Origin of the sequence: Aeromicrobium sp. S22 (genome assembly GCF_009661045.1) — a bacterium.
In the GTDB taxonomy this organism is placed as follows: Bacteria; Actinomycetota; Actinomycetes; order Propionibacteriales; family Nocardioidaceae; genus Aeromicrobium; species Aeromicrobium yanjiei.
The window spans coordinates 148,486-172,751 of sequence record NZ_WJWV01000004.1 but is presented as its reverse complement, the minus strand read 5'-3'; the positions used below and the strand labels follow the sequence as shown (position 1 = coordinate 172,751).

The 24,266-nt window shown below is 70.1% G+C and carries 24 protein-coding genes and 2 tRNA genes; 12 read left to right on the top strand and 14 right to left on the bottom strand.

Translation table 11 applies throughout. From position 1 onward, the window contains the following. Positions 1–37 precede the first annotated feature (37 nt). From GEV27_RS16955 to GEV27_RS16945, 3 genes are read right to left on the bottom strand one after another with little or no spacing between them, the layout of a single operon-like run. The gene (locus GEV27_RS16955; protein WP_208430849.1) at positions 38–790 is read right to left on the bottom strand and encodes an SDR family oxidoreductase; all 753 of its coding nucleotides are present in this window, start codon (positions 788–790) and stop codon (positions 38–40) included. Then, entirely contained in the window at positions 790–2,007 is a 1,218-nt protein-coding gene (locus tag GEV27_RS16950; protein ID WP_153911690.1) for an acetyl-CoA C-acetyltransferase, read from the bottom strand. The genes GEV27_RS16955 and GEV27_RS16950 overlap by 1 nt, the downstream gene beginning before the upstream one ends. Positions 2,008–2,033: 26 nt before the next feature. Next, positions 2,034–3,179, bottom strand: coding sequence for an acyl-CoA dehydrogenase family protein (locus GEV27_RS16945; RefSeq protein WP_153911691.1), 1,146 nt, complete (start codon positions 3,177–3,179; stop codon positions 2,034–2,036). Positions 3,180–3,276: 97 nt separating this feature from the next. Between GEV27_RS16945 and GEV27_RS16940 the strand changes: the two genes are divergently transcribed. Next, the gene (locus GEV27_RS16940) at positions 3,277–3,864 is read left to right on the top strand and encodes a TetR/AcrR family transcriptional regulator (RefSeq protein ID WP_153911692.1); all 588 of its coding nucleotides are present in this window, start codon (positions 3,277–3,279) and stop codon (positions 3,862–3,864) included. A 6-nt stretch (positions 3,865–3,870) separates the two neighbouring features. Here GEV27_RS16940 and GEV27_RS16935 read toward each other — a convergent pair whose 3' ends face one another. Then, positions 3,871–4,416, bottom strand: coding sequence for a YceI family protein (locus GEV27_RS16935; protein WP_153652038.1), 546 nt, complete (start codon positions 4,414–4,416; stop codon positions 3,871–3,873). 98 nt (positions 4,417–4,514) lie between these two features. Here GEV27_RS16935 and GEV27_RS16930 point away from each other — a divergent pair, with 98 nt between their 5' ends. Continuing rightward, positions 4,515–4,988 (top strand): MarR family winged helix-turn-helix transcriptional regulator, encoded by a 474-nt coding sequence (locus tag GEV27_RS16930; RefSeq protein ID WP_194839966.1) that lies wholly within the window; start codon positions 4,515–4,517, stop codon positions 4,986–4,988. Between the two features lie 158 nt (positions 4,989–5,146). Next, positions 5,147–6,013, top strand: a complete 867-nt coding sequence (locus GEV27_RS16925) for a DUF559 domain-containing protein (RefSeq protein ID WP_153935154.1) — start codon at positions 5,147–5,149, stop codon at positions 6,011–6,013. Positions 6,014–6,129: 116 nt separating this feature from the next. On the opposite strand, the gene ettA is transcribed toward GEV27_RS16925, so the two are convergent. The 4 genes from ettA to GEV27_RS16905 form a co-directional block, all read right to left on the bottom strand. Then, positions 6,130–7,812 carry an energy-dependent translational throttle protein EttA gene (gene ettA, locus GEV27_RS16920; protein ID WP_153652035.1) on the bottom strand — a complete coding sequence of 561 codons (1,683 nt, stop codon included), beginning with the start codon at positions 7,810–7,812 and terminating at the stop codon, positions 6,130–6,132. Positions 7,813–7,845: 33 nt separating this feature from the next. After that, complete coding sequence (locus tag GEV27_RS16915) at positions 7,846–9,531, bottom strand: GTPase (protein ID WP_153935153.1); 1,686 nt, start codon at positions 9,529–9,531, stop codon at positions 7,846–7,848. Further along, positions 9,528–11,231: a dynamin family protein gene (locus GEV27_RS16910; protein ID WP_309222337.1), complete on the bottom strand. Its 1,704-nt coding sequence runs from the start codon at positions 11,229–11,231 to the stop codon at positions 9,528–9,530. The genes GEV27_RS16915 and GEV27_RS16910 overlap by 4 nt, the downstream gene beginning before the upstream one ends. Before the next feature lie 99 nt (positions 11,232–11,330). Beyond that, positions 11,331–12,515, bottom strand: a complete 1,185-nt coding sequence (locus GEV27_RS16905) for a PrsW family intramembrane metalloprotease (protein WP_153935152.1) — start codon at positions 12,513–12,515, stop codon at positions 11,331–11,333. Between the two features lie 81 nt (positions 12,516–12,596). Here GEV27_RS16905 and GEV27_RS16900 point away from each other — a divergent pair. From GEV27_RS16900 to GEV27_RS16885, 4 genes are all read left to right on the top strand, one after another. After that, positions 12,597–12,670, top strand: a tRNA-Arg gene (locus tag GEV27_RS16900). Positions 12,671–12,944: 274 nt separating this feature from the next. Then, positions 12,945–14,600, top strand: a complete 1,656-nt coding sequence (locus GEV27_RS16895; protein ID WP_194944241.1) for a bifunctional diguanylate cyclase/phosphodiesterase — start codon at positions 12,945–12,947, stop codon at positions 14,598–14,600. Positions 14,601–14,604: 4 nt separating this feature from the next. Next, entirely contained in the window at positions 14,605–15,519 is a 915-nt protein-coding gene (locus tag GEV27_RS16890) for a GGDEF domain-containing protein (protein ID WP_153935150.1), read from the top strand. Continuing rightward, positions 15,516–16,514: a B12-binding domain-containing protein gene (locus GEV27_RS16885; RefSeq protein ID WP_153935149.1), complete on the top strand. Its 999-nt coding sequence runs from the start codon at positions 15,516–15,518 to the stop codon at positions 16,512–16,514. Before GEV27_RS16890 ends, GEV27_RS16885 begins: the two co-directional genes overlap by 4 nt. Positions 16,515–16,544: 30 nt before the next feature. On the opposite strand, the gene rpmG is transcribed toward GEV27_RS16885, so the two are convergent. Then, a complete protein-coding gene (gene rpmG, locus GEV27_RS16880) occupies positions 16,545–16,715 on the bottom strand; it encodes a 50S ribosomal protein L33 (protein WP_153652029.1) in 171 nt (56 codons plus the stop codon). Positions 16,716–16,894: 179 nt separating this feature from the next. Beyond that, positions 16,895–17,761: a LysR family transcriptional regulator ArgP gene (locus GEV27_RS16875; protein ID WP_153911699.1), complete on the bottom strand. Its 867-nt coding sequence runs from the start codon at positions 17,759–17,761 to the stop codon at positions 16,895–16,897. A 72-nt stretch (positions 17,762–17,833) separates the two neighbouring features. Between GEV27_RS16875 and GEV27_RS16870 the strand changes: the two genes are divergently transcribed. From GEV27_RS16870 to crcB, 3 genes are read left to right on the top strand one after another with little or no spacing between them, the layout of a single operon-like run. Beyond that, the gene (locus tag GEV27_RS16870; protein ID WP_153652027.1) at positions 17,834–18,460 is read left to right on the top strand and encodes a LysE/ArgO family amino acid transporter; all 627 of its coding nucleotides are present in this window, start codon (positions 17,834–17,836) and stop codon (positions 18,458–18,460) included. After that, positions 18,457–18,840 carry a CrcB family protein gene (locus tag GEV27_RS16865; protein ID WP_309222336.1) on the top strand — a complete coding sequence of 128 codons (384 nt, stop codon included), beginning with the start codon at positions 18,457–18,459 and terminating at the stop codon, positions 18,838–18,840. The genes GEV27_RS16870 and GEV27_RS16865 overlap by 4 nt, the downstream gene beginning before the upstream one ends. After that, positions 18,837–19,187, top strand: a complete 351-nt coding sequence (gene crcB / locus GEV27_RS16860; protein WP_153935148.1) for a fluoride efflux transporter CrcB — start codon at positions 18,837–18,839, stop codon at positions 19,185–19,187. The genes GEV27_RS16865 and crcB overlap by 4 nt, the downstream gene beginning before the upstream one ends. On the opposite strand, the gene GEV27_RS16855 is transcribed toward crcB, so the two are convergent. Continuing rightward, positions 19,184–19,972, bottom strand: a complete 789-nt coding sequence (locus GEV27_RS16855; protein ID WP_153652024.1) for a thioredoxin domain-containing protein — start codon at positions 19,970–19,972, stop codon at positions 19,184–19,186. The genes crcB and GEV27_RS16855 overlap by 4 nt on opposite strands. Before the next feature lie 172 nt (positions 19,973–20,144). Here GEV27_RS16855 and orn point away from each other — a divergent pair, with 172 nt between their 5' ends. Beyond that, a complete protein-coding gene (gene orn, locus GEV27_RS16850; RefSeq protein WP_153652023.1) occupies positions 20,145–20,756 on the top strand; it encodes an oligoribonuclease in 612 nt (203 codons plus the stop codon). A gap of 72 nt (positions 20,757–20,828) precedes the next feature. Next, positions 20,829–20,904, top strand: a tRNA-His gene (locus tag GEV27_RS16845). 56 nt (positions 20,905–20,960) lie between these two features. On the opposite strand, the gene GEV27_RS16840 is transcribed toward GEV27_RS16845, so the two are convergent. From GEV27_RS16840 to GEV27_RS16830, 3 genes are read right to left on the bottom strand one after another with little or no spacing between them, the layout of a single operon-like run. Further along, entirely contained in the window at positions 20,961–21,713 is a 753-nt protein-coding gene (locus tag GEV27_RS16840) for a DUF4097 family beta strand repeat-containing protein (protein WP_153935147.1), read from the bottom strand. Then, the gene (locus GEV27_RS16835) at positions 21,710–23,458 is read right to left on the bottom strand and encodes a glycerol-3-phosphate dehydrogenase/oxidase (protein WP_153935146.1); all 1,749 of its coding nucleotides are present in this window, start codon (positions 23,456–23,458) and stop codon (positions 21,710–21,712) included. The genes GEV27_RS16840 and GEV27_RS16835 overlap by 4 nt, the downstream gene beginning before the upstream one ends. A gap of 59 nt (positions 23,459–23,517) precedes the next feature. Continuing rightward, positions 23,518–24,237 (bottom strand): DinB family protein, encoded by a 720-nt coding sequence (locus GEV27_RS16830; RefSeq protein WP_153935145.1) that lies wholly within the window; start codon positions 24,235–24,237, stop codon positions 23,518–23,520. Positions 24,238–24,266 lie beyond the last annotated feature (29 nt).

Here is a 24,266-nt window from a genome sequence, read left to right as displayed (position 1 = left end):
CCTGGGTCACCGCCGCCCGAACGCCCCGTGTGAGGGGTCAGACGCCGCCGGTCAGCAGGACGCCGCCGTCGATCGTGAGCGTCTGGCCGGTCATCCAGGCCGAGTCCTCCGAGAGCAGGAAGGCCACGACCGAGCCGATGTCGTCCGGCACCCCGAGCCGCTTCAGCGGGTACGGCGCAGAGACCTCCTCCTCGCGTCCCGCGTAGAGCGCCTCGGCGAACCGGGTCTTCACGACCGCCGGTGCGACCGCGTTGACGCGGATGTCGGGGCCCAGCTCGACCGCGAGCTCCTCCGTCACGTGGATCAGCGCCGCCTTGGACGCCCCGTACGTGCCGATGCCGGGCGCCGGGCGCAGGCCCGCGACCGACGCGATGTTGACGATCGCCCCGCCCCGCTCGGACATCGAGGCGCGGTAGACCTTCTGCGCCCACGCGATCGCCGCGACCACGTTGACCTGGAAGATCTTGGCCGCGGCGTCGAGGTCGATGTCGACCATGCGGCCGTACGCCGGGTTGATGCCGGTGTTGTTGACCAGGAAGTCGACCGGCCCGAAGGCCTCTGTCGTCGTCGCGATGACCTCGTCCTGGTGCGCCGCGTCGTCCGCAGCGCCCGCGACGAAGATCGCCCGCTCGGGGCCGCCCAGCTGCTCGACCGCCTCGGCCAGCGCCAGGGGCTTGCGGGCCGTGATGCACACCCGTCCACCGTCGGCGACGAACCGCTCGGCGATCGCGAGCCCGATCCCCCGGCTCGCGCCGGTGACGATCGCGACCTTGCCGTCGAAGCGTCCCATCAGGAGAGCCGCTCCAGGACCATCGCCATGCCCATGCCGCCGCCCACGCACATCGACTCGACGCCGAACTGCTTGTCGTGGTGCTGCATCGAGTTGATGAGGGTGCTGGTGATGCGCGCGCCCGTCATGCCGAACGGGTGACCGACAGCGATCGCGCCGCCGTTGACGTTGAGCTTGTCCATCGGGATGCCGAGCTGCTTGGCCGAGCCCCAGGCCTGCACCGCGAACGCCTCGTTGATCTCGTACAGGTCGATGTCGTCGATGCCCATGCCCGCATTGCGCAGGGCGGCCGGGATCGCCTCGACCGGTCCGAGACCCATGATCTCGGGCGACAGGCCCGTGACGGCGGTCGACACGATGCGAGCCAGCGGCGTCAGGCCGAGCTCCTTGGCCTTGGTGTCACTCATGATCACGACTGCGGCGGCACCGTCGTTGAGCGCGCAGCAGTTGCCGGCGGTGACGGTGCCGTCGGGGCGGAAGACCGGCTTGAGCTGGCTCACGGCCTCGAGCGTCACGCCCGCGCGCGGTCCGTCGTCGGTCGACACGACCGTGCCGTCGGGCAGCGTGACCGGGGTGATGTCCTTGGCCCAGAAGCCGTCGGCGATGGCCTTCTCGGCGAGGTTCTGGCTGCGCACGCCGAACTCGTCCTGCTCCTGCCGGCTCATGCCGAGGTGCTGCGCGACGTTCTCGGCCGTCTGGCCCATCGCGATGTAGAGATCGGGCAGCTCGCCCCCCTCGCGGGGATCGGTCCACGTGTCCGCACCGCCCTCGGCGCGCTTCGCGGTGCGGGCGACGGCGTCCGCGAACTGCGGGTTCTCCGACCCGGGCCCGTCGGCGTAGCCGTTGGCGAACCGGCTGACCGTCTCGACGCCCGCGGAGATGAACGCATCGCCCTCGCCGGCCTTGATCGCGTGGAACGCCATGCGGGTCGTCTGCAGCGACGACGAGCAGTAGCGGTTGACCGTCACGCCGGGCAGGTGGTCGAAGCCGGACAGGACCGCGACTGCGCGGGCCAGGTTGTGTCCGGCCTCGCCGGCGGGCTGACCGACCCCGAGGTGCAGGTCGGTGATGTCGCGGGGATCGAGCCCCGGCACCTTGGCCAGCGCGGCCTGGACCATCTGGACGGTCAGGTCGTCAGGACGCATGTCCTTGAGCGAGCCCTTGTTGGCGCGGCCGATCGGCGAGCGAGCGGTGGAGACGATGACTGCTTCGGGCATGGTCGTGCCTTTCGGGTGGGGGTGACTCAGAAGCCGAGGTCGCGGCCGATGAGCTCTTTCATGATCTCGTTGGAGCCGGCCCAGATCTTGCTCACGCGGGCATCGCGCCAGGCCCGGGCGACGCGGTACTCGTTCATGTACCCGTAGCCGCCGTAGAGCTGCACGCAGTGGTCGAGGACGTCGTTCTGGACCTCGGACGACCACCACTTGGTCTTCGCGGCGTCGATCGCGGTGAGCTCGCCCCGCGAGTGCGCGAGCACGGCCTGGTCGACGTACGACTCGGCGACCTCGATCTTGGTGACGAGCTCGGCGAGCAGGAACTTGTTGTGCTGCAGGCTGCCGATCGGCTGCTTGAAGGCGTGCCGGTCCTTGGCGTACTGGATGGTCTCGAGCAGGATCTGCTTGGCGTGCGCGATGTTCGCGACTGAGCACGTGAGCCGCTCCTGCGGCAGGCGCTCCATCATGTAGATGAAGCCACGGTCGACCTCCCCGATGACGCGGTCGTCGCCGAGCCGGACGTTCTCGAAGAACAGCTCGGCCGTGTCGGCCTCCTCGTTGCCGACCTTGTCGAGCTTGCGGCCGCGGCTGAAGCCCGGATCGTTCGCCTCGATGCCGAACAGCGTGATGCCCTTGGCGCCCTTCTCGGGCGAGGTGCGCACGGCCGTCAGGACCAGGTCGGCCGAGAAGCCGTTGGTGATGAACGTCTTGGACCCGTTGATGACCCACTCGTCGCCGTCCCGCACCGCGGTGGTCTTCAGAGCTGCGAGGTCGGACCCGCCGCCCGGCTCGGTCATGCCGATCGCGGTGAGGATCTCGCCGCTGGCGCAGCCGGGCAGCCACCGCTGCTTCTGCTCGTCGGTCCCGAGGTCGACGAGGTAGGGCACCGCGATGTCGGTGTGGATCGCGACGCACGACGGCAGCGCGGCATTGAGCTTGGACAGCTCCTCGGCGAACACCGCGTTGAAGCGGAAGTCACCTGCGTCCGAGCCGCCGAACTCCTCGGGGATCTCCAGGCCGAGGAAGCCCTCGGCACCCGCGGCCAGCCAGAACTTGCGCGGGATGGCCTTGTCCGTCACGTACGTCTCGAGATCGGGCGTCACGTGCTTGCCGACGAAGGCCGCGCACGAGTCGCGGAAGGCGTCGTGGTCCTCGTCGAAGATCATCCGCTGCATGGGGTCCCTCTGGTGGAGAATGTGGTGGACATGTGAACTAAGCGCTTGCTTAGCATGCAAGCCCTCCGTCATGCTGTCAACCATCAGGAGGTGCGACATGACGACCGTCACGGCACGCGAACGACTCATCCACGCAGCCGTCGAGGCGTTCGCCGAGAAGGGCTTCGCCGCGACCACGACGCGCGACATCGCGTCCCGCGCCGGCATGAGCCCCGCGGCGGTCTACGTCCATCACGACTCCAAGGAGAGCCTGCTCTTCACCGTCAGCCTGGACGGGCACCGCGCGGCCCTCGGCGTGATCAACCGGGCGGCCGCCTCGAGCGCCGATCCGGTCGAGCGGCTGCGGACGATGGTCTACGACTTCAGCCTGTGGCACGCCGACAACAGCCGGGTCGGGCGAATCGTGCAGTACGAGTACCACGCACTCACGCCCGAGCACCGGGCCGAGGTCGCGACCCTGCGCCGCAGCATCGAGCGGACGATGCAGGACGCCCTGGCCGACGGGGTCGACCAGGGCGTCCTGGATGTCACCGACATCCCCGGGACGGCGTTCTCGCTGCTGTCCCTCGGTGTCGATCTCGTGCGGTGGTTCGAGCCGGGCGGCTCGCGCTCGGGCGACGAGCTCGCGGCGTTGCACGCCGAGCTCGCGGTGCGGATGACCGCGGTCCGGCCCGAACCGGCGTAGGTCGGCTCAGGCCTGGAGGACGGCCTCGGCGACGATGTTGATCGCGATCTTGTCGCCGATCATGACGGTATCGCCGCCCACGGGGATGTTGAAGTCGATGCCGAACTCCTTGCGGCTGATCGTCGTGGTGGCCTCGACGCCCACACGCGTACCGCCCCACGGGTCGCCGCCCTCGCCGAGGAACTCGACCTCGAGCTCGACCGGCTTCGTCACGTCCTTGATCGCGAGATCGCCGGTCACCACGAACTCGTTGTCGCCCTTGTGGACGACACCGGTCGAGGTGAACGTCATCGTCGGGTAGGTGTCGACACCGAAGAAGTCGCCGGAGCGCAGGTGCGCGTCACGGTCGGCGGTGCCGGTGTTGATCGAGCTGAGGTCGATCGCGACCTTGACCGACGAGTCGGCCGGGTTCTCCGCCGTGACGATGGATCCCTCGAACGTCTCGAACTTGCCGCGGACCTTGCTCATCAGGTGGCGGACGGTGAAGCCGATCTCGGTGTGGGTCGGGTCCAGGTTCCAGGTGCCGGCGGTGACTGCGATGGCGGTGCTCATGGTGTCTCCTCGAAAGTTTTAGTTGATACTTCAACTAGATGGACTGTAGCACGTTGTTTAACTTTCAACCAGCCCAGGCGCGACATAGGATGGCAGGCATGGAGACCGTGACCGAGACCCCGTGGCTCAGCACCGAGCAGCAGCGCATCTGGCGATCGTTCCTCGGCGGGACGACCGTGCTGATGGATCGACTCGACCGCGACCTGCGGGCAGCACACGGTCTGTCCATGCCCGAGTACGAGATCCTCGTCCGGCTCTCGGAGTCCCCCGACCGGTCGATCCGCATGGCCGAGCTGGCCGACGCGGTGTCGCACTCCCGCAGCCGCGTGACCCACACGATCGCCCGACTCGAGCGCGAGGGCATCGTCCGCCGTGGCCAGTGCTCCAACGACGGCCGCGGCGTGTCGGCGATCCTCACCGACCAGGGATTCAGCGTCCTCGAGGCCGCCGCGCACACCCACGTCCGGGGCGTCCACAGCTATCTGATCGAGAACGCCGACGCAGCCGACCTCGAGGCCATGGGCCGCATCATGCAAAAGGTCCTGGAGGACCTCAACGGCAAGAAGTTCTGACCCGCCCAGATTTGCGGACTCCTGCACGGAATTCCGGCTCAAAAGCGTGCAGACCTCCGCAGATCGGGGTGTCCACAGGCGGTGAACGCCGTGTGCTCGGTCCACACCTCGGCGAGACCCGGCTGCGCGGACTCCCCTCCCCAGCGCAGGCTCGCACCATGTACGCCATCCCTGCCGCCCTGCGCGGTCGCGTGTTCACCGTCGCCGATGCCGAGAGGGCGGGCCTGACCCGGCGCAGCCTGCAGGGCCCGCGCTTCGCCATGGTCCGGCCGGGGGTATACCGCCTCGCCGAGACCGAGCCCACCCTGCGGCTCCACGCCGAGGCCGCGCGACTCGTGCTGCCACCGGGGGCCGCGGCCAGCCACACGACCGCGCTGGGCCTCCGCGGGCTGCACCTCGGCCGGACGTTTCCGTTGCACTTCTCGATCAGCACCTGGTCGGAGGTCGAGCGGCGCGGCATCGTGCTGCACCGTCGTCAGGGGCGTCTGCACCCGATCGAGCTCGACGGGCTGCCGGTGCTGGGGCCGCGCCGCACGTTCGTCGACGCCGCAACCCTGCTGTCCGGCCGCGACCTGCTGGCGGCCGGCGACTGGCTCGTCGCCCACGGCGAGGTCGACCTGCTCGACCTGCGGGCGTACGTCATCGAGTCGCACCTGGACGGGGTCAGACGGGCACGGCGCATCGCCCCGCTCGTCCGCGACCACGTCGCCTCGGTGCAGGAGTCGCACCTGCGCTGGGAGCTGCACTGCATCGGCCTGCCCGAGCCCGAGGTCAACGTCGACATCCTCGATGACCAGGGGCGGTGGCTCGCGAAGGGCGACCTGGTGTTCCGGCGATGGAAGGTGCTGGTGGAGTACGACGGCTGGCAGCACGAGCGAGACGCCCAGCAGCGCCAGTGGGACCACTTGCGTCGCGAGCAGCTCGAGGCCGCCGGGTGGCGGGTCATCGTCATCACCGCGGCGGACATGAGGAATCCGCGGTCCGCCGCGATCCGCGTACGTCAGGCTCTCCAGCAGGCAATGTGACCCCACCGCCCGAGCCGCCCCCGTCCCAGATTTGCGGACTCTTGCACCGAATTCGTGAGGAAAAACGTGCAGGACTCCGCAAATCGGGGCGGGGGCGGGGGCGGTCCCCCCTGGGGTCAGTCGCGGGTGAGGCGGCGGTGGGTGACGCGGTGCGGACGGGCGGCGTCGACGCCGAGGCGCTCGATCTTGTTGTCCTCGTACGCCTGGAAGTTGCCCTCGAACCAGAACCACTGGCCGGGCTTCTCGTCGGTGCCCTCCCACGCCAGGATGTGGGTCGCGATGCGATCGAGGAACCACCGGTCGTGCGACGTCACGACGGCGCAGCCCGGGAAGTCCAGCAGGGCGTCCTCGAGCGACGACAGGGTCTCGACGTCCAGGTCGTTGGTCGGCTCATCGAGCAGCAGCATGTTGCCGCCCTGCTTGAGGGTCAGTGCGAGGTTGAGGCGGTTGCGCTCACCACCGGACAGCACGCTGGCCTTCTTCTGCTGGTCGGCACCCTTGAAGCCGAACGACGCGACGTACGCGCGGCTGTTCATCTCGAAGTTGGCGACCTTGATGAAGTCGAGCCCCTCGGACACGACCTCCCAGACGTTCTTGTTGCCGTCGATGTCCCCACGGTTCTGGTCGGCGTAGCCGATCTTGACGGTCTTGCCGACCTCGAGCGTGCCGGAGTCCGGCTTCTCCTCGCCGGTGATCATGCGGAACAGCGTGGTCTTGCCCACGCCGTTGGGGCCGACGACGCCGACGATGCCGGCACGCGGGAGCGTGAACGAGATGTCGTCCCACAGGACGCGTCCGTCGAACGCCTTGGTCAGGCCCTTCGCGTCGAGCACGACGTCACCGAGTCGCGGACCGGCCGGGATGTTGATCTCGCTGGTGTCGATCTTGCGCGCCTTCTCGGCCTCGGCGGCGAGCTCCTCGTAGCGGGCCAGACGCGACTTCGACTTGGTCTGGCGGCCCTTCGCGTTGGAGCGGACCCAGTCGAGCTCGCGCTCGAGCATCTTGGCCCGCTTGGCGTCCTTCTGCCCCTCGATCTTGAGACGTTCCTTCTTGGTCTCGAGGTACGTGGAGTAGTTGCCCTCGTAGCCGTGGATCGAGCCGCGGTCGACCTCGGCGATCCACTCAGCGACGTTGTCGAGGAAGTAGCGGTCGTGCGTCACGGCGAGCACTGCGCCGGGGTACGACTTGAGGTGTCCCTCGAGCCACTGCACGCTCTCGGCGTCCAGGTGGTTGGTGGGCTCGTCGAGCAGGAGCAGGTCGGGCTGCTGAAGCAGCAGCTTGCACAGCGCCACGCGGCGGCGCTCACCACCGGACAGGTGGTCGACGAGCTCGTCCGGGGGCGGGCAGCGCAGCGCGTCCATGGCCTGGTCGAGACGCGAGTCCAGCTCCCACGCGTTGTGGGTGTCCAGATCGGTCTGCAGATCGCCCATCTCGGCCAGGAGGGTGTCGTAGTCGGCGTCGGGGCTCGCGAGCTCCTCGCTGATGGCGTTGAACCGGTCGAGCTTGCCCTTGATCTCCGCGACGGCCTCCTCGACGTTCTCGAGCACCGTCTTGCCCTCGGTCAGCGGGGGCTCCTGCTGGAGCATTCCCACCGTCGCATCGGGGTCACGGACGAGATCGCCGTTGTTGGGGTGGTCGAGGCCGGCCATGAGCTTGAGCAGGGACGACTTGCCCATGCCGTTGGGTCCGACGACGCCGATCTTGGCGCCGTGCAGGAACGACAGCGTGACGTTGTCCAGCACCACCTTGTCGCCGTGGGCCTTGCGGACGTTGCGCAGGGAAAGCACGTATTCAGCCATGCCCCCCAGCCTATCGACCGCGGCCCGGGGACCCTACGCTGCGGGTGCCTCCGCGGGTCCGCCCTCGAGCGCGGTGAGGATGCCCGAGCGGTACGTGCCGTAGGCGTCGAGCTCGGACTGGATGGGGGCGATGACCTTCTCGGTCGCCACCTGGTCGATCGCGGCGCGCAGCTCGCGCTCGGCCCGCTGGGCCCTGCGGCGTCCGCCGACGCCCGCAGCGATGCGCGACAGCACCGCCAGGACGATGCCGCCGAAAAAGGCACCGAGCGCGATGACCACGACCAGCGGCACGATGCCGACGCTGCCACGATCGGGCAGGTCGGCAGAGATCAGTGCGCCGATCCCTTCGGCGACCAGCCAGACCACCCCGGCGAGGACCGCGACGACGGCCAGCAGCTGGACGGCCTGGACGACCCTCCACCACATCGGCGACCTGGAGATGTCGGCGGTGGTGTCGCGCACGGCGCGGTCGAGCTCACCGATGATGTCGCCGCCGCCAGCAGTGGCGGCACCGCGGACGGCGTCGCGCCACGGGCGCTCCAGGCCCACGGCAGCCTTCTCCGCGACGTCGCGGATCGCCAGCTCGGCGTTGGCCCTCTGGACGCTGCCCCCTGCGGGCACCGCGCTGCTCGCGAGCGACGAGATCGTCAGGTCGTCGCCCAGCTCGAGCTCGTCCAGCGGCGCCTTGCCGAGACGGCTGGCCCAGCGCGCGAACGGCCACCCCGTGCGCAGGACCGCGCGGCGACGGGTCGAGGCCTCGATGGCGTCCACCAGCTGCGGCACACCGGCGCACTCCAGGAGCGCCTCGTCGAGCGCCTGACGGTCGGCCGGGCTGATGCCGGGCGCCGCGGCGGACCCGCCGACCCGGGCGATCGAGGCGGCAGCGGCCGAGATGTCTGAGGCGAGGCGGGCCTTGGCGGAGGTCTTGGCCCGGATGCGGGACGCCAGCTCGCGCTTGAGGTCGTCGACGCCGTCGCCGCGGGTCGCCGAGACGCCGATGACCGGCACGTCGGGCAGGCCCTCGTCGGCCAGGATGCGGCGTACGTCGGCCAGTGCGCGGTCGCGGTCCTCGAACGGGATGCGGTCGATCTGGTTGAGCACGACCAGCGTGACGTCGCTGTAGGACGCCATGGGCCGGATGTAGCGCTCATGGATCGCGGCGTCCGCGTACTTCTGCGGGTCCAGCACCCACACGATCAGGTCGGCGTACTTGACCAGCCGGTCCATCTCGAGGTGGTGCGAGACCTCGGTGGAGTCGTGGTCGGGCAGGTCGACCAGGACGAGGCCCTCGAGCTTGGTGTCCTCGGAGGACTGGTCGAGCATGCTCATGCGCGAGACCTGGTGCCGTGCCGGGATGCCCATCCACTCCAGCAGGCCCTGGGCGCCGTCCGGCCCCCACGCGCACGCCAGCGCCCACGACGTGGTCGGGCGGCGCACGCCGACGCCGGCCAGCTCGAGATCGGTCAGTGCGTTGAACAGCGAGGACTTGCCCGAGCCCGTGGCGCCGGCGAGGGCGACGATCGTGTGCTCACCCGACAGCGTCAGCCTCTCGGCGGCACGGCCGGCGAGCGTCTTGGCGGGAGCCAGGATCTCCTCGTCGACGCGTCCGTGGGCCGCGTCCACCGCACGGGTCAGACCTTCCAGACGTGTCGCGACGTCGTTGCGGACCCCGTCGAACGTCTCGTCGGCGGGATTGACGGCGCTGACGGTGTCGGTCATGAGGTCGATTCTGTGTCGAGGAAGTCGGCGTGCCGAGCGTATTCGGCCTGCCGTGCCGACTCGCGCAGGCCCGCCTGGACGGACTTGAACGTCTCGGGTGAGTCGAGGAGGGCGTGGAACCGGGTGACCTCGACCTCGAAGAGCGCCGCGACCCGCGAGTCCAGGTCCGCGTGGGCCCGCTCGACCATGTCGTCGACGGCGGACGCGCCGAAGATCGCGTCGAGCAGCTTGCGCCCGGCGGCCGCCTCGCCACCGTCGGACGTACGCGCGAGCATCGTCACGACCAGCGCGACGGAGATGCCGTTGACGCCGAAGGCCAGGAACGTCGTCGTCATGCGCTTGTCGGCACCCTCGACCCGTACGAGCTCGAGGACCGACTGCCGCCAGTCGTGGACCATGCGCTCGGCACGGACGCGGAAGTCACGGGAGGCACGGTCGAAGCCGCGCTGCGCGTCCAGCAGGTGCCGACCCGGACGCGTCGAGGTCCACGAGCGCGAGATCTGCTCGGCCGCGGACTCCGCGTGCTCGACCAGCAGCATGCAGGTGGCGGACTCGATCGCGTCGAGCACCTCGGTCGCACGGGTGCGCTTGCCGGTCATGCCGTCCACGAACCGGTCGCGGATGCGGCTGACCTTCTCCTCGACGGACCTCAGCAGCTCACCGGTGCCGACGAACTCCTGCCAGCGCGCGAGCACCTCGCCCCGCAGCAGGCTGCCGTCGGAGGTCTGGGTCGAGATCTGGTCGAGCGCCGTGCGCTGCACCGTCTCGGCCTCGCGGTAGCAGGACTCGGCGACCTCGATCTGGGCGTCGAGGGCGTCCGCGACGTCGTGCGCGCGCATGACCACGTGCCGGACGGCTCCGTCGAGCGTGCGACGGACGACCAGCTGGCGCGCCTTGGGGTCCGCAGCGAGGTCGTGGAGCCAGCCGACCATCGGCGCGACGGCCTCCGGCGGCAGCAGCCCGTCGCTGTCGAGGGCGGACTCGGGCACCGTGAAGAGCGGCGAGTCCGAGAGGCCGCGCGACGTCATCATCCGCGCCAGGTGGCCGCGCACCTCGGTCACGGCCTCGTCGCTCGTACGGTCGAGGACGACCGCGACAGACGTGCTGCGCTCGGCGGCCTGGCGCAGGTAGTCCCACGGGACCTGGTCGGCGTAGCGCGCGGCGGACGTGACGAACAGCCACAGATCGGCCGCGGCGAGCAGCTGAGCGGCCAGATCGCGGTTGCCCTGGTCGATCGAGTCGACGTCGGGCGCGTCCAGGATCGCGAGTCCCGGCGGGATCTTCGTCGAGCTCGCGAGCCGCAGGGCGTACGAGTCGTTGCCGATCTCGAACGTCCGCGGCATGTCGGGCAGGATCCGGTCAGGGCTGAACCACTCGGCGTCGTCGGGGTGGTGCACCAGCACGGGCGAGCGCGTCGTGGGCCGCAGGACTCCGGACTCGGTCACCCGCTCGCCGACCAGGGAGTTGACGAGGGTCGACTTGCCCGCGCCGGTCGAGCCACCCACGACCACCAGCAGCGGGGCGTCGAGCTGCACCAGGCGCGGCAGGACGTAGTCGGAGAGCTGGTCGGTCAGGGCCGCCTGGGTGCGACGCGCCTCGGCGACACCGGGGGTGTCGAGGGGCAGCCGGACGTCGCGCACGTTGAGGAGGACTGAGCTCATCGCCGCGAGGAGCTCGGCCGGTGCGTGGTCGCCGGGCACGGGCTGCTCCTCTCGTCGGCTCGGGTCTGTTGGGTGGGTGCACCACCAGATTAGTCGACACCGGACCAGCAGGTGTCCACCGCATGTGCGGCGCCCGAGTCAGTAGTGACGCGTGGTGCTGTGCAGGGCGGGCGGGAGGCGCAGCAGCGGGCGCAACGCGTACATCTCGTCGAGCAGTGCGTACGTCCGCTGGACCCCGTCAGGCTTGGACCGCCCGCTCATGAGGGCGTCGTGCAGGAACGCCATCTCGCTCGCGAGCCGTTGATAGCGGGCGACCGCCTGGGCGGCCACCTTGCCGTAGTTCTGCTTGGCGTACCGACGCGCAGCCTTGCGATAGCTGAACCGCGACAGGTACGGGATCTCGGCCGGGTGGATCCAGCCGCGCTGCGCGACGTACGACAGCGAGCGCTCCAGGACGCGGACCTGCCGCACGCGGGCGATTATCGCGACCACGGCGATGACCACGAGCAGGGATCCGAGCGCGAGGTACGCCAGCACGAACGCGACCCCGCTCTCGTCATAGCTGAGCGAGCCGTTCCACAGGGCGTGCAGACCGATGCTGACCAGGAGGCCGACCGCGCAGGTGAGGACCCGCGCGATCTTCGACCTCTGCGACACCGCCAGGCCGATCGCGATGCCGAACGCGGAGGTGAACAGGGGGTGGGCGAGCGGGCTGAACAGACCTCGCACGATGAACGTGCTGGTGGCGCCCTCTGCGCCGGCCAGCTGGTAGTCGGCGCTCCCGGTGTAGCTGCTGGCGTAGTAGCCGATGTTCTCGATGAACGCGAAGCCGATGCCGACGATGCCGGCATAGACCAGCCCGTCGAGCACCCCGTCGATGACCCGGCGCGCGCGGACGAACGTGAGCAGCAGGAACAGGCACTTCGCGGGCTCCTCGGCAAGCGGCGCGATGAACGAGGCCGTCGCGTCCTCGCTCAGGTCGAAGGCCTTCTGCGCCCACACCTCCACCGAGATCGCGATCGCCACCGCGACCACGCCACCCCATACGAAGGCCGCGAACTTGTAGCGGCGCGGCTCGGGCTCGTAGCGGTCCAGCCACCAGTAGACGAGCCACAGCAGCGGCAACGGGATCATCGCGTAGAACAACGACAGCCCGGTTCCCTCGGAGTCGCCGGCCGTCAGCGACAGGATCACCCCGCCGACCACTCCCGCCAGGGCGATGAGCACGAACAGGACGATGAGGGCCGTCCGCCCCCGCTGACGAACCGGTTCGCGGTATCGCGGCAGCGCACGGGGAAACGGGCTGGCCGTCACGTCGGTCACGCGTCAGAGCGTAGGGCATGCCAGGAGTGATCGCCGGGACATCGCGTGCCCGGAAACCTGCGCAGATAGTGTGGGCTCAGCGCGCCCGTAGCTCAGCTGGATAGAGCAAGAGCCTTCTAATCTCTAGGTCGCAGGTTCGAATCCTGCCGGGCGCACTCCCCGACCCTGTGACGCGTCGCACGTCACCGAATCCGGAAAGGCTGTCTCGCCGACCGGTCCGCACGGTTAGGCTCTGACGAGGACGGGCGTGCGTGAGCACGCCCCTGATGCTGGCGGCCGCCCTCCGCACGCACCGACGCCTTTTCGTCGGCCCCTTCCTCGTGCTGGGCGGAGCCACCACGAGAGAGCACCCAGGCAGTCATGAGGACACTTCGTATCGCCTGGGCCCTCGAAGGGCGCGATGGCAGGCACGCGGCGTCGCCAGAGGCCGTGAGCGCACCCCTGCGGGTGCTGGTCGTCGCGAACCGCTCGACCGATGCGGACCTGGTGCAGGTCGTGCTCGGCGAACGTCTTGCCCCTGCCGACCTCGAGCTGGAGGTCGAGCTCGGCCTGCCGGCGGCCCTGTCACGGCTGTCCGCCGAGCGCTTCGACGTCATCGTCGTGGACGGGTTGCAGACCGTCCCGGACGTGGAGCTCACCGGCGCGTTGCGGACCGCGCAGCCCGAGACGTCGCTCATGATCGCGAGTGGCGCCCCCGCCGGTCACGTGGACCTCTGGGCGCGACTGGACCCAGCAGAGGACAAAGTGGAGGAGCACGCGGCGCTGGCGGATCTGCTGGGGCGGGCGATCGCCGATGCCGAGCGCGACGGGCTCGGTGTCGCGGTGGCGCACCTCGATCTCTCGAGCCACGCACGCGGCGACGACCAGCTGCAGCACCCTCCGGGGGACGGCGTCCTTCGCGAGGTGACCGACCGGCTCCTGGCCCATCTACGGCCTGGCGACACCGTGGGCCGCACCTCCGACGGCGAGCTCATGGTGCTGTGGCGCGACCTCGACGGTGCGGGTCCTGCGGAGGTGGCCGAGCTCGGCGAGGGGCTCGTCAGGACGTTGGAACGACCTTTCGGCCCACCTGCCCTGCCCGTCCAGGTCTCGGCCAGCGTCGGGGTCGTACGACACGCACCGGGCTGGGGCCCGGAGCGAACCCTGTGCTCGGCCGCCCTGGCCCTGACCGAGGCCAGGGCCCGAGGCGCGGGGACCGTCGTGGTGTTCACGCCGGAGCTGAGGGAGGCCGCCCAGCACCGCACGATGATGGAGACCGAGCTGCGGGCCGGAGTGACCGAGGCCTCCGACCAGATCGTCCTGCACTACCAGCCGGTCGTCGACCTCACGACCGGGCAGGTCGTCGCGGTCGAGGCGCTCGCGCGATGGCACCACCCCGTGCTGGGTGAGGTGCCCCCGAGCCAGTTCATCGCTCTGGCGGAGAGGATGGGACTCATCCGCCAGCTCGGTGACTGGGTCCTGGATCAGGCCATCCAGGACGCCGGCGCCCTGACCCACGAGGGGCGCGAGCTCGACATCGCTGTCAATTTCTCGGTGCTGCAGCTCGACCAGCGGACGGTCACCACCGTGCAGGAGGCGCTCGCACGCGCCGGCATCCGACCGGGTCGACTCATGATCGAGGTGACCGAGTCAGCCCTCGTCCAGGACGAGGACGTCGTCGTCCGCACGCTCGAGGCGCTGGCGGACCTGGGGGTCAGGGTCGCGATCGACGACTTCGGCACCGGCTACAGCTCACTGCACTCCCTGCGCCGCTACCCGATCGACACGATCAAGATCGACCGCGAGTTCGTGGCAGGCATCGGACGCCTCGTCGATGACGAGGCGATCTGCACGAGCGTCGTCCACCTGGCCTCGTCCGTGAACGCCACCACGATCGTCGAGGGCGTGGAGACCGTCGAGCAGTACGCCTTTCTCCGCGCCATCGGGTGCCACCAAGGACAGGGCTACCTCTGGTCGGCGCCGGTGCCTCTCGAACGCCTGCCCGAGGCCATCGCGAGCTGCGAAAGGGTTCCCCCGCCCTCGGTAGGGCCACGAAGAGCACGGATCGCCGAGGCAAGCGAGGCAAGGACGAGAAGAAGATGGTGACGCGATGACCGAGGAGCGGGGACGACGCGGTCACGACCACCTCGTCCCGCCGTCCGTCGCGGCAGCGCGACCTGCGCACGCGCGGCACGACAGCGGTCGCGCATATCCTCCGGGTACGAACTCGCAGGACACCTCGGCGGTCGGCGCAGAGCTCGCGGCCACCCAGGCCCTGTTGAGAGCCCAGTCCGCGGACGAGGTAGGCGCCATCGTGTCCACGTTGGTCCACGACCTCGGCGGCGCCCTGGTCGTCGCCCGGTACGCCGACCCGGCCATGACCGTCCCGGTGGACGTTTCCCTCGGCCTGTCCGAGCCCGTCCTGCCGTTCGCCGATCCCGTCAGCGTCGCGGCGATGCGCCTCGGCGCGATCCTGCCGGACTTCCTCGAGGCGGCACGGCTCGTGATCTCGCGCCTGCAGGCCCAGCAGCGCCGCGACGAGGAGGCCACCCACGATCACCTGACCGGTGTCCTGACCCGCCGCGCCTGGATGCGCCGCCTGTCGCGGGCGGTGCCGGGCGACAGCGTGTGCCTGATCGACCTCGACCACTTCAAGGCAGCGAACGACACGCACGGCCACGCCGCAGGCGACGCAGCGCTGCGGGCCTTCGGCGCCTTGCTGCTTCGCACCTTTGGCGCGGACGGTGTCTGCGGCCGCTACGGCGGCGACGAGTTCGTGGCCCTGGCACCCAGGCAGGATGCGGCGCGTCTCGCGGCCACGTGCGACCGGATGCGGCACCAGTGGGAGGTCGAGCGGCCCCGGACCGCTGCGCTGATCGGACTCACGATCGGCGTCGCGGAGGTGGACGAGCGCGGCGGCCGGGCGGCCCTGCAGCGGGCCGACGCCGCGATGTACGACGGCAAGACGCACGGCCGTGATCGCACCGTGCGCGTCGACGACGACGCGGAAGGCGTGACCACATGAAGAGCCTCACCGCATCGGCCGATCAGTACGTGCGCGCGGTCGACGCCTTCGATCCCCGGGCGGCGAGCGACCTGGTCGTGGGGCTCCTGGACGAGGGCGCGCCGATGATCGAGATCATCAAGCACGTCCTCGGACCGGCCCAGGTCCGCACCGGTCGGCTCTGGGAGACAGGGCGGTGGTCCGTGGCGGATGAGCACGTGGCCACGTCGGTCACCGACAGTGCGCTCTCCGCCCTGACGTACGCCGCGACGCCCCGGTCGGAGGCACCCACGCACCATGTCGCGGTGGCGTGTGCCGAGGGCGAGTGGCACAGCATGCCGGCCCGGATGGCGGCTGCCATCGCCGGCGCCACGGGCCGGGTGCGGGTCACCATGCTCGGACCCTCCATGCCGGTCCGGCACCTGCACCGACGTCTGTCTGCCGGCGACATCGACGTCCTGGCGCTGTCCTGCACGATGCCCACCAACCTCATCGGCGCCGCCGGCTGCGTCGCGGCCGCACACGACGCGGGAGTTCCGGTGATCGCCGGTGGGCGCGCGTTCGGCGACAGCTCCCGTCGGGCGGACGCGATCGGCGCCGACCGCTGGGCGCACGACGCCGAGCTGATCCTCGGGACGCCACCGGCACTCACGGGTCGCAGTCGCGACGTGAGCGCCGAGATCCTCATGCTCGACGCTCCCGACGAGGCCACCGTCAGCGCCGCGCAGGACCGGATGATGGCCGCCTTCCCGGAGCTGTCCAGCATGACGGCGTATCAGCACGCCCGCACACGGGAGGACCTCGTGTGGATCCTGCGTCACACGGCCGCTGCCGTGCTGACCGACGACCCGAGCATCGTGCAGCACCTTCTCACCTGGTTGTGCGATCTCCTGCGAGAGGACGTGCCCGCGTCGACCATCATCACCACGGCCGAGCTGATGGCGGACACCCTCGAACCGCTGTCGCCGACCGGCGCCGCGATGCTGCGCCGCGGCGCCGGGAGCGTGCCTGCCTGACGGCGTCGATCCGGCCTCCCGGCCGACGGATCAGCGCGTCTCGCGGAACTCGACGTGCTGGCGCAGCACCGGGTCGAACTTGCGCAGAACCAGGCGGTCGGGATCGTTGCGGCGGTTCTTGCGCGTGACGTAGCTCGAACCGGTGCCGGCGGTCGAGCGCAGCGTAACGACGGGTCGGACGTCGTTGCTCTTGCGTGCCATGGGAGATCTCCTTCGATCCAGCACGGAGTGCCCGTGCACGATGCTCAACCACGGCCAGGTGGGAATGATTCCCAGCTGCACGCGGCGCGGTGGATCCTCCACCGTATGACGTCGGCGCGGTGGATCCTCCACCGTTCGAGGCTCGATCGAGCCCCGAACGGTGGCGTACGCACCGCGCCTCAGCGCAGCTGCCGAGCAGCCGCCTCCCGGATCGCATCGGCCACGGCATCGAGGGCGGGGGTGTGCAACGTCCACTGCTGCCAGTGCAGCGCGACGTCGACGTGCTGACCTGGGTCGAGCTCGACGAGGCTCCCCTGCCGCTCGGGCTCCAGGCTCTGCTCGTCGGGCAGCATCCCCCACCCGAGGCCGAGGAGCACCGCCTGGGCGAAGTCGGCCGTGGCCGGGACGTGGTGCCGCGGCGGCGACAGCCGCGACCGCGATCGACGTCGGAGGTACTGGTCCTGCAGGTCGTCACGGCGGTCGAACACGACCATCGGCGCACGCGCCAGCGAGGCGGCGTCGACGCCACCGGCGAACCACTGCTCGACCAGTCCGGGGGTGGCCATCGGTCGGTAGCGCATCGCACCGAGCCGCTCTGAGCGGCAGCCCTGCACGGGTTGGGCGTCCGAGGTGATCGCACCCATCACGCTGCCCGAGCGCAGGAGGTCGGCGGTGTGGGCCTGGTCGTCGCGGCGCAGGTCGAACGACACGGTGGGCGGCAAGGTCGCGAGCGCCGGCAGCAGCCACGTGGCCATCGAGTCCGCGTTGACCGCGATCGGCACCGTGACGACCGAGTCGACCCCGACCCGGGCCTGGGTCTCGTGCACCAGCGCGGCGACCTGACGGGCGAGCCGCACGTACGCCGCTCCGGCGTCGGTCGCGGCTGCCGGTCGGGTCCGTCGCACGAGGACCTGGCCGGCGGACGCCTCGAGCGCCTTGATGCGCTGGCTGACCGCCGACGGGGTGAGGTGCAGCGCACCCGCGGCGGCGTCGAACGATCCCTCGTCGACGACCGCGGCGAGCGCCTCCAGCTGGGCCAGGTCCATGTGAAGCAATGCTAATGGAACTTCAGAAACATTCGTTGGACTTCAGCACCACCGCCCCCTAGCGTCGACCCCGTGAACTCCCCCGCACTCGTTGCCGCTGCCTCCGGATTCGGCTTCGGGCTCTCCCTGATCATCGCGATCGGTGCCCAGAACGCGTACGTCCTGCGACAGGGCCTTCGCCGCGAGCACGTGCTGGCCGTGGTGGCGGTCTGCGCCCTCTCGGACGCCTTTCTGATCCTTCTCGGGATCGGCGGCCTCGGCTCGCTGCTCGACCTCGCCCCGTGGCTGGTGGACGTGATGCGCGTCGGTGGCGCGGCCTTCCTGCTGACGTACGCCGCGCTCGCCGCCCGGCGTGCCTGGCGGCCCGCCGCGCTCGCCGCCGAGGACGCCGGCTCGGCCACTCCCCTGTGGCAGGTGGTCGGCACGACCGCGGCGCTGACGTGGCTCAACCCGCACGTCTACCTCGACACCGTGGTGCTGCTGGGCTCCGTGGCGGGGACCCACGGGGACGACCGCTGGTGGTTCGGCCTCGGCGCGACCACCGGCAGCCTCGTCTGGTTCACGACCCTCGGCTACGGAGCACGGTTGCTCCGACCCGTCTTCGCCCGGCCCGGCGCGTGGCGCGTGCTCGACGGGGTGATCGCGATCGTCATGGTGGCGATCGCCCTCACCCTCCTGCGTGGTCTGATGGACGCGTGAGATCGTTCGCGCTGGTCGCACTCGGGGGGGCGGCGGGGACGTTGACCCGGTTCGCCGTCACCGACCGGCTCGACGACGGACAGCTGTTCCCGGCCGGGACGTTCGCGGTCAACGTTGCCGGCTCGTTCGTCCTGGGCGCCCTGCTCGCCGCTCTCATCCTGCGCGGCGACGACAGGGGGTCCGGGCGCACCCTGCGTCTGCTCGCGGGCACAGGCTTCCTCGGCGGCTTCACGACGTACAGCGCCCTCGCCGTCCAGACGCACGCCCTGCTGCGCGGCGACCACGTCGCGCTCGGGCTGACGTACGCCGTGGGGTCGGTCGTGGCGGGGCTCGTCGCGGCCGGAGCCGGCATCGCTGCGGCACGGGCGACGGTGCGATGACGACCCTGCTCATGGCCCTCGCGGGAGGTCTCGGCGCCGGCGCCCGCTGGTCGGTCGGCGCCTGGATCACCCCCCGCACCTCGCATCGGCTCCCGTGGGCGACGCTGGTCATCAACGTCACCGGCTCGTTCGCACTCGGCCTGCTCGTGGGGCTCGCGACCGACAGCACCTGGCTGACGATCCTCGGCACGGGCTTCCTCGGCGGCTACACCACGTTCAGCACCGCGAGCACAGACACCGTCCAGCTCGCGATCGACCGCAGGTACGCAGCAGCCGCCGTCAACGCCTCGGTGATGCTGGTGCTGGGCGTTGCGGCGGCTGCGTGCGGATGGACCCTGGCGGCCTAGGACTTCTTGGCCGCGTCGATCGCCTTCTGGATGTCGGCGACGGTCGGGATCGTGTTGTCCTTGCCGCTGACGTCCTTGCCGTCGACGCGCACGGTCGGGGTGCCGGAGACACCGTCGTCCTTGCCCTGCTCGAGGGCGTCCTCGACCCACGGGGTGAAGGTCTGCTTGGTCACGCAGCTGTCGATGCCGGTGACGCCGGCTTCCTTGGCCCACGCGATCAGCTGATCGTCGTCGGGACCGGGGCCACCCTCCTGCGGCTGGTTCGCGAACAAGATGTCGTGGAAGGCCTTGAACGCCTTGGGACCGCCCTTGTCGGCGACGCAGACCGCGGCGTTCCAGGCGCGCTGCGAGTACTCGTTCGTGCTCTGCTGCGTCAAGAACGCATAGGGGCGGTACTCGATCTCGATGTTGCCGTCCGCGACCTGCTGGCTCAGGAACGAGCCGGCGGTCTGCTCGAGGGCACCGCAGCCGGGGCACAGGAAGTCCTCGTAGACGGTCACCCGGACCGGCTTGGCGGCGTCCGCGGCCGGGGCCTTGCCCGTCGCGTCCTTCTGGGTGTAGACGATGCCGTAGTCCTTGTTGGCGTTGGCGGGCTCGACCAGCGTCTCGTTCTTCTTGCGGTCGTCGCTGGTGCTCTTGATGGCGACACCCGCCACGGCGATGAGGGCAATGACGATCACCACGATGCCCACCGTGATGAGGTTGCGCTGCTTGCGGTCGGCCTTCTCCCGCTCCTTGCGCATCTGCTCTGCGCGCGCAGCCCGTTCCTGTCGATCGTTCGCCATGTCGTTCCTTCGTCTGTCTGTCGCGTCGATCGCGACCTCTGTTCGGGTGGGGACGCACACGACGTCCCGCCGGTCACCACACTGACCAACGCGGCACGGTCGTGGAAGGTTCCATACGAGCGTACCGGGCCGTGCTCGGCCCCCTGCCGCACCTCGCAGTAGTGTGCGGAACGTGAATGACAAGCTGGTGTGGATCGACTGTGAGATGACCGGGCTCTCCTTGGAGACCGATGCGCTGGTCGAGGTGGCGGCCCTGGTCACCGACTACGACCTCAACGTCCTCGGCGACGGCGTGGACCTGGTGATCAAGCCGCCGCAGGCCGCCCTCGACCAGATGAACGACTTCGTGACGCAGATGCACACGACGTCGGGCCTCATCACCGAGCTCGAGGCGGGCCTCAGCCTGCGCGAGGCCGAGGAGCAGGTCCTCACGTACGTCCGCGAGTTCGTCAAGGAGCCCCGCAAGGCACCCATGGCCGGCAACACGATCGGCACCGACCGCACGTTCCTGGCCCGGGACATGGCCGAGCTCGAGGGCTGGCTGCACTACCGCGTCATCGACGTCTCCTCGATCAAGGAGCTCTCGCGCCAGTGGTTCCCCCGGGCCTACTTCGCCGCTCCGGCCAAGGGTGGTGAGCACCGGGCGCTCGTCGACATCCAGGAGAGCATCGAGGAGCTGCGCTACTACCGTCGCGCGGTCTTCACCCCCGAGCCGGGCATCGACTCGGACACTGCGAAGGCGATTGCGGCCGAGGTGTCGGGCTCGGTGACGGGTCGAGCCTGACCCGGTCCACGGCACCGCACGACCTGCGTTAGACTTCTCAACGCCGTGCCGGGCGCATGCCCGGCACGCGTGGTGGGCGTAGCTCAGTTGGTAGAGCACCGGCTTGTGGTGCCGGTGGCCGCGGGTTCAAGTCCCGTCGTCCACCCCACGAAGACCCCCGTGACCTCGGTCCGGGGGTCTTGCCGTGTCACGGGGGCGAAGCGCTCACTTGTGGCGCAGCGAGATGTCGCCGCTGCGGGTGGTCGCGCGGATGAAGCCCTTGCCGTCCTCGTCGGAGGCGATCTTGGACGAGACCTTTCCCGACAGGGACGTCGCCTCGACGCCGTACGTGCGATCGCCCTGCGGGATCGACGCGGAGATGTCGCCGCTGCGGGTGCTGGCCTTCAACGCGAACGGCTGGGTGCGGAAGTCCGCCGAGATGTCGCCCGTCACGGTGTCCGCGGCGAGCTCGTCGACGTCCAGCGCGGTGCCGGAGATGTTGCCGCTGCCGGTTCGCACCGTCAGCACGCCCTCCTCGATCGTGTCGGCCACGACGTCGCCCGAGCTGGTCTTGACCACGACGGGGAAGCCCTTGGGGATCTCGATCGTGGTCTCGACACCGCAGCCGGGGTTGAACCAGGCCTGGCAGCCGGAGGCGATCCTGATGTCGTCGCCGAGGCGGCCGATCTCGTAGTCCGTCTTGCGAAGACCGCTCGTGACGCGCGCCTCGACGTGCACGACGTCCGGCTTGCCCTGCACGATGCGCACGTCGGCCGAGCCGGCGTCGACGACGATCTGGGCCGATTCGCCGATCTCGACCACGCTCGTCGAGACCTTGGTGTCGCGCATCAGGACGGACGCGCCCAGGACGAGCCCTCCGGCCACCAGCACGAACACGATGGTCCCGATGACGGTCAGCAGCGTCCGCGAGGCGGGCGAGCGGACGTCGTAGTCCGCGATGACCTCCTGCTCGGTCATGAAGCGCTCTCCTCGGTGGTGCGGGTCGACACCGGCACGACGTCCTCGGCACCCATGCGGGCGGCGTCGGCGGTCTCGTCATCTGGCATGGTCTGGCTCTCCCTCTCGGCCGCCACTCGCTTGAGGTAGTGGTCGACCTCATTGTCCCGTTGGGCGTCCGTCCAGCCCAGCACGCCGGCCATGAGCTCGGCGACCTCGGCGGCGCACGCGGTGCCACGGTCGAAGGTCTCGATCGAGATGCGGGTGCGGCGGGCGATCGCGTCGTCGAGGTGGCGGGCGCCCTCGTGCGAGGCCGCGTAGACGATCTCGGCGCGCAGGTAGTCGTCGGCCCCGGTCAGCGGACGGCCGAGATCGGGACGCTCGGCGACGAGGTCGAGCACCTCGTCGATGAGCGAGCCGTAGCGGTGCAGCAGGTGCTCGATGCGCCCCACGCCGAGACCGCTGGAGGCGGCGATCATGTGCCGCTGGTTCCAGAGCGCGCGATAGCCCTCCGCGCCGAGCAGGGGCACGTCCTCGGTCACGGACGCCGGCGCGTTCCGGTCGAGCTGCGTGGACAGGCCGTGCACTGCTGCGTCCACTGCATCCTTGGCCATCACGCGGTACGTCGTGTACTTGCCGCCCGCGATCACGACCAGGCCCTTCACGGCGGTGCCGACGGCGTGCTCGCGCGACAGCTTGCTCGTGGCCGCGTCCTCGCCCGCCAGCAGGGGCCGCAGGCCCGCATAGACGCCCTCGACGTCGTCGTGGGTCAGGGGCTCGACGAGGACGCTGTTGACGTGGTCGAGCAGGTAGTCGATGTCGCTGCGGCTCGCCGCCGGGTGGTCCTTGGACAGCGACCAGTCGGTGTCGGTCGTCCCGATGATCCAGTGCCGTCCCCACGGGATCACGAACAGCACCGACTTCTCGGTGCGCAGGATCAGCCCGGACTCGCCGCGGATGCGATCGCGCGGGACCACGAGGTGCACGCCCTTGCTCGCGCGGACGTGGAACTGGCCCCGCTCCCCCGCGAACGACTGGGTCTCGTCGGTCCAGACGCCGCTCGCGTTGACGACCTGGCGGGCCCGGACGTCGAACTCGGCGCCCGACTCCAGGTCCTTGACCCGTGCACCGACGACCCGGTCGCCCTCGCGCAGCAGGTCGATCACGCGGGTGCGGCTCGCGACGTGCGCCCCGTACGCCGCGGCGGTCCGCGACAGGAACATCGTGTGACGGGCGTCGTCGACCTGGCCGTCGTAGTAGTGCAGCGCGCCGACCAGGGCGTCCTTGCGCAGCGCGGGCATCATCCGCCGGGCACCGCGACGCGTGAGGTGGCGGTGCAGCGGCACGTCCTGGCCGTAGCCGGAGGCCTTGCTCATCGCGTCGTACAGCGCGACGCCGGAGCCCGCGTAGAACCGCTCCCAGACCCGATGGGTCAATGGATAGAGGAAGCCGACTTCGCGGACGAGGTGCGGCGCGAGCTTCTGCAGGCTCAGGCCGCGCTCCTTCAACGCCTCGGCGACGAGACGGAAGTCCAGCATCTCCAGGTACCGCAGGCCACCGTGCATGAGCTTGCTCGAGCGGCTCGACGTGCCGGAGGCGAAGTCACGCGCTTCGACGAGACCCACGCTCAGCCCGCGGGTCGCCGCGTCGAGGGCGGCACCGCCGCCGACCACCCCGCCGCCGATGACCAGGATGTCGAGCGGCGTCGACGCCATGGCGTCGAGCGCCGCTTGGCGATTCTCGGGAGAGAGGGCGACGGGACGCATGGCCTCAGTCAATCAGTACAGGGCCGAACGGACTAACCGCGTTCGGCGCACGAGGCGGGTCAGCCCGCGGCGGATCCCTCGATGAGGTCGAGGTCACGCACGCAGAACCGGTGGTGCTGCAGCTCCTCGCCCAGCACCGTGCCGAAGCATTGCCGCAGCGACCGTCCCCGTGCGTACGGCGGCCACATGTCGTCGTCGGGGACCGGTGCCGGCTCGCGGAGCTGCTCGGACGTCACCGAGTCCAGCCAGCGCTCGAGCTCTGCCGCCTGCTCGTGGCGGACCGCCAGCACCTCGTCGAGCGTCGGCTCCACCGACGGGTCGAGCCCTTGCTCCTCCCGGTCTGGCACCGAGTCGATGCCCAGGCCCATCGGCGTGAACAGATCGGTCGAGCCGAGGCAGCAGCGCCGGAACCACGAGTCGTGGACGAAGACCAGGTGGCGCAGCGTCTGCACGGCCGACCACTCGTCGTTCACGCTCTCGTGCTCGATGCCGGGCGACTGCCGCATGCGCGCCACGGTCGCCGCCCAGTCGGTGCCGAGCTGCTGCCACCCTCGGCGCAGGTCGGCCACATCGTCCGAGCGCAGGAGCAGGCGCACCGGGTGACGACGGTCGAGCTCGGCCTCGACGTACTGCGTGACCTCGACGCCGTTGACCACGAGGTCGGTCACCAGCCCGTCGATCACCGCGCCCTGCATCTGCACGCCGATCATCCGGGTGCGGTTCAGGTTGCACTCGCGCAGCTCCGCACCCTGCAGGTCCTCGTCCACGTAGCGTCTCATCTCCGCAGGCTACGCCCGGCCACGGACAG